Here is a 5,584-nt window from a genome sequence, read left to right as displayed (position 1 = left end):
TAAACGCAAAATGGCCACCCAACGATGGGTGGCCATTTTGACTAAAAGGAGTCCGGCGGTGTCCTACTCTCCCACAGGGTCCCCCCTGCAGTACCATCGGCGCTGTGAGGCTTAGCTTCCGGGTTCGGAATGTAACCGGGCGTTTCCCTCACGCTATGGCCGCCGAAACACTATTGATGTTTCAATCAAACACATAACAAAGTCATTGTTGTTATGCGGTTCTCGACCGTACATCGAGAACCACTCAGTGGACGCGTAGCACCAACAAACGGTGTGTTATCAAGTCATCGGCTTATTAGTACCAGTCAGCTGCATGCATTACTGCACTTCCACATCTGGCCTATCAACCCAGTAGTCTGGCTGGGAGCCTCTCACCCGAAGGTATGGAAATCTCATCTTGAGGCCGGCTTCCCGCTTAGATGCTTTCAGCGGTTATCCATCCCGAACGTAGCTAATCAGCGGTGCTCCTGGCGGAACAACTGACACACCAGAGGTTCGTCCAACCCGGTCCTCTCGTACTAGGGTCAGATCCTCTCAAATTTCCTACGCGCGCAGCGGATAGGGACCGAACTGTCTCACGACGTTCTAAACCCAGCTCGCGTACCGCTTTAATGGGCGAACAGCCCAACCCTTGGGACCTACTCCAGCCCCAGGATGCGACGAGCCGACATCGAGGTGCCAAACCATGCCGTCGATATGGACTCTTGGGCAAGATCAGCCTGTTATCCCCGAGGTACCTTTTATCCGTTGAGCGACAGCGCTTCCACAAGCCACTGCCGGATCACTAGTCCCGACTTTCGTCCCTGCTCGACCTGTCAGTCTCACAGTCAAGCTCCCTTGTGCACTTACACTCGACACCTGATTGCCAACCAGGTTGAGGGAACCTTTGGGCGCCTCCGTTACTTTTTGGGAGGCAACCGCCCCAGTTAAACTACCCACCAGGCACTGTCCCTGAACCGGATTACGGTTCGAAGTTAGATATCCAGAGTGACCAGAGTGGTATTTCAACAATGACTCCACACGAACTAGCGTCCATGCTTCAAAGTCTCCCACCTATCCTACACAAGCCACACCGAACACCAATACCAAGCTGTAGTAAAGGTCACGGGGTCTTTCCGTCCTGCTGCGCGTAACGAGCATCTTTACTCGTAATGCAATTTCGCCGAGTTCGCGGTTGAGACAGTTGGGAAGTCGTTACGCCATTCGTGCAGGTCGGAACTTACCCGACAAGGAATTTCGCTACCTTAGGATGGTTATAGTTACCACCGCCGTTTACTGGGGCTTAAATTCTCAGCTTCGCCTTGCGGCTAACCGGTCCTCTTAACCTTCCAGCACCGGGCAGGCGTCAGTCCGTATACATCGTCTTGCGACTTGGCACGGACCTGTGTTTTTAGTAAACAGTCGCTACCCACTAGTCTCTGCGGCCTCCAAACGCTTTCGGGAGTAAATCCCTATACGCCGAAGGCCCCCCTTCTCCCGAAGTTACGGGGGCATTTTGCCGAGTTCCTTAACCACGATTCTCTCGATCTCCTTGGTATTCTCTACCTGACCACCTGAGTCGGTTTGGGGTACGGGCGGCTAGAACCTCGCGTCGATGCTTTTCTTGGCAGCATAGGATCACCCACTTTTTATCCGCATCGTGTCTCAGCCTATGTGAATCGCGGATTTGCCTACGACTCGGCCTACGCACTTGCACCAGGACAACCATCGCCTGGCTTGGGCTACCTTCCTGCGTCACACCTGTTAATACGCTAACCGCACCAGAATGGGGTCGTGCGCTAGGCCCAGAGCGTCACCCCGAAGGGATCAGTCACTGGGATTCAGACACTTAGCACTACTGGATTAGCTTGGGCGGTTCTTCGCCGGTACGGGAATATCAACCCGTTGTCCATCGACTACGCCTGTCGGCCTCGCCTTAGGTCCCGACTTACCCAGGGAAGATTAGCTTGACCCTGGAACCCTTGGTCTTTCGGAGGACGTGTTTCTCACACGTCATTCGCTACTCATGCCTGCATTCTCACTCGTGTAGCCTCCACGGCTGGTTTACACCGCCGCTTCGCTGGCCACACGACGCTCTCCTACCCATCAACACGGCTGGACCACGAAGGCCTACCAATAATGTCAATGCCACAACTTCGGTGGCGTGCTTGAGCCCCGTTACATTGTCGGCGCGGAATCACTTGACCAGTGAGCTATTACGCACTCTTTCAAGGGTGGCTGCTTCTAAGCCAACCTCCTGGTTGTCAAGGCAACTCCACATCCTTTCCCACTTAGCACGCGCTTTGGGACCTTAGTTGGTGGTCTGGGTTGTTTCCCTCTCGACTATGAAGCTTATCCCCCACAGTCTCACTGCTGCGCTCTCACTTACCGGCATTCGGAGTTTGGCTGACGTCAGTAACCTTGTAGGGCCCATCGGCCATCCAGTAGCTCTACCTCCGGCAAGAAACACGCAACGCTGCACCTAAATGCATTTCGGAGAGAACCAGCTATCACGAAGTTTGATTGGCCTTTCACCCCTATCCACAGCTCATCCCCTCAGTTTTCAACCTAAGTGGGTTCGGTCCTCCACGACGTCTTACCGTCGCTTCAACCTGGCCATGGATAGATCACTTCGCTTCGGGTCTAGGACATGCGACTGAATCGCCCTATTCAGACTCGCTTTCGCTACGGCTACCCCACACGGGTTAACCTCGCCACATATCGCTAACTCGCAGGCTCATTCTTCAAAAGGCACGCTGTCACCCCTACTAAGGAGGCTCCAACGGTTTGTAAGCAAACGGTTTCAGGTACTATTTCACTCCCCTCCCGGGGTACTTTTCACCTTTCCCTCACGGTACTTGTCCGCTATCGGTCATCTGGGAGTATTTAGGCTTATCAGGTGGTCCTGACAGATTCACACGGGATTTCACGGGCCCCGTGCTACTTGGGATACTCTTCGCGCCAAGAGAGGCATTTCGACTACGGGGTTGGCACCCTCTATGACCGGCCTTTCAAGACCGTTCGTCTATACCTTCTTGTAACGCCGCCATCTCGGCAGAGATGACTGAAAAGTCCCACAACCCCCAACGTGCAACGCCTGCCGGCTATCACACACGCTAGGTTTAGCCTGTTCCGGTTTCGCTCGCCACTACTAACGGAATCGCGGTTGCTTTCTCTTCCTGTGGGTACTGAGATGTTTCACTTCCCCACGTTCCCTCTACCCGCCCTATATATTCAGGCGGGAGTCACTAGGTCGGCACGCCGCCCAGCGGGGTTTCCCCATTCGGACACCCTCGGATCAAAACTTGCTTATCAGTTCCCCGAGGCTTATCGCAGATTGCTACGTCCTTCTTCGGCTCCAGATGCCAAGGCATCCACCGTTTGCTCTTAAAGACTTGAAATCACATGAGTTTGAATCAGAATCGACTCCAGACTCGAAAGCCTGGAATGAAATTGACTAATGATCTTTAAGATCATCTTGTGCAACCGATCCGAAGATCAGCTGCAAGATGCTCGCGTCCACTGTGTAGTTCTCAAAGTACGGGCGGTGCCCCTCATCGCTTCCCACCAAGGAGAAACAACGAAAGGCCCAGAGTAACCAAATGCTTCCAACCCGAAGGTCAAAGCGCATCCGGTCCCTCAGGACCCAACAGCGTGCAGGTGCGACATCCGCCACCCTCCCCGTTCCAACCACCGAAGTGGCGTACTGGAGAAGAACAACATCCTTCGCACCATGTCAAATGTTCCACCCATGAGCTCCCAGCGAAGAACGTATGCCTTCGATCTGGGTTCTGGACTCCGAAGAGTCAGATGCTCCTTAGAAAGGAGGTGATCCAGCCGCACCTTCCGGTACGGCTACCTTGTTACGACTTAGTCCTAATTACCGATCCCACCTTCGACGGCTCCCTCCACAAGGGTTAGGCCACCGGCTTCAGGTGTTACCGACTTTCATGACTTGACGGGCGGTGTGTACAAGACCCGGGAACGTATTCACCGCAGCGTTGCTGATCTGCGATTACTAGCGACTCCGACTTCATGAGGTCGAGTTGCAGACCTCAATCCGAACTGGGACCGGCTTTTTGGGATTCGCTCCACCTCGCGGTATTGCAGCCCTTTGTACCGGCCATTGTAGCATGCGTGAAGCCCAAGACATAAGGGGCATGATGATTTGACGTCATCCCCACCTTCCTCCGAGTTGACCCCGGCAGTATCCCATGAGTTCCCACCATTACGTGCTGGCAACATAGAACGAGGGTTGCGCTCGTTGCGGGACTTAACCCAACATCTCACGACACGAGCTGACGACAACCATGCACCACCTGTTTACGAGTGTCCAAAGAGTTGACCATTTCTGGCCCGTTCTCGTATATGTCAAGCCTTGGTAAGGTTCTTCGCGTTGCATCGAATTAATCCGCATGCTCCGCCGCTTGTGCGGGTCCCCGTCAATTCCTTTGAGTTTTAGCCTTGCGGCCGTACTCCCCAGGCGGGGAACTTAATGCGTTAGCTGCGTCACGGAATCCGTGGAATGGACCCCACAACTAGTTCCCAACGTTTACGGGGTGGACTACCAGGGTATCTAAGCCTGTTTGCTCCCCACCCTTTCGCTCCTCAGCGTCAGTTACGGCCCAGAGATCTGCCTTCGCCATCGGTGTTCCTCCTGATATCTGCGCATTCCACCGCTACACCAGGAATTCCAATCTCCCCTACCGCACTCTAGTCTGCCCGTACCCACTGCAGGCCGGAGGTTGAGCCTCCGGATTTCACAGCAGACGCGACAAACCGCCTACGAGCTCTTTACGCCCAATAATTCCGGATAACGCTTGCGCCCTACGTATTACCGCGGCTGCTGGCACGTAGTTAGCCGGCGCTTTTTCTGCAGGTACCGTCACTTTCGCTTCTTCCCTGCTAAAAGAGGTTTACAACCCGAAGGCCGTCGTCCCTCACGCGGCGTTGCTGCATCAGGCTTGCGCCCATTGTGCAATATTCCCCACTGCTGCCTCCCGTAGGAGTCTGGGCCGTGTCTCAGTCCCAGTGTGGCCGGTCACCCTCTCAGGCCGGCTACCCGTCGACGCCTTGGTGAGCCATTACCTCACCAACAAGCTGATAGGCCGCGAGCCCATCCCCAACCGAAATTCTTTCCAGACGCAGACCATGCGGTCACGTCACATATCCAGTATTAGACGCCGTTTCCAGCGCTTATCCCAGAGTCAGGGGCAGGTTGCTCACGTGTTACTCACCCGTTCGCCACTGATCCCACAGAGCAAGCTCCGTGTTCACCGTTCGACTTGCATGTGTTAAGCACGCCGCCAGCGTTCATCCTGAGCCAGGATCAAACTCTCCGTAAAAAAGAAATGCATACCCCACCGGGAAAACGGTGACGCAGCGAGTTTGATGCTGACCAAAGAGACAAATTCATTGCTGACTTCATCCATTGCCAACCCCCAGAGGAGGTTGGTCTTTGATCCAAAGGAATTCTCAACTAGCCGAAGCTAGACGAGGATAATTTGGCATTTGACAAGTGCACGCTGTTGAGTTCTCAAGGATCGGATGCTCCCACGACCCAGCCATCACAGCCAGGCCCGAAGGGCAACTTCTCTATCTTACC

Annotated in this window: 3 rRNA genes; all 3 read right to left on the bottom strand. The window is 54.4% G+C overall.

Features of this window, described 5'->3' with window-relative positions:
• Nucleotides 1-50: 50 nt before the first annotated feature.
• Nucleotides 51-167, bottom strand: a 5S ribosomal RNA gene (gene rrf, locus F6W70_RS17705).
• Between the two features lie 108 nt (nt 168-275).
• Nucleotides 276-3,380: ribosomal RNA gene (locus tag F6W70_RS17700) — 23S ribosomal RNA — on the bottom strand.
• A gap of 420 nt (nt 3,381-3,800) precedes the next feature.
• Nucleotides 3,801-5,324: ribosomal RNA gene (locus tag F6W70_RS17695) — 16S ribosomal RNA — on the bottom strand.
• The 16S, 23S and 5S rRNA genes sit together here, the layout of an rRNA operon.
• Nucleotides 5,325-5,584: the final 260 nt, after the last annotated feature.

This window comes from Microbacterium maritypicum (assembly GCF_008868125.1).
Classification (GTDB): domain Bacteria; phylum Actinomycetota; class Actinomycetes; order Actinomycetales; family Microbacteriaceae; genus Microbacterium; species Microbacterium maritypicum.
The sequence above is the reverse complement of the archived record's forward strand: the minus strand, read 5'-3'. Positions and strand labels throughout refer to the sequence as shown.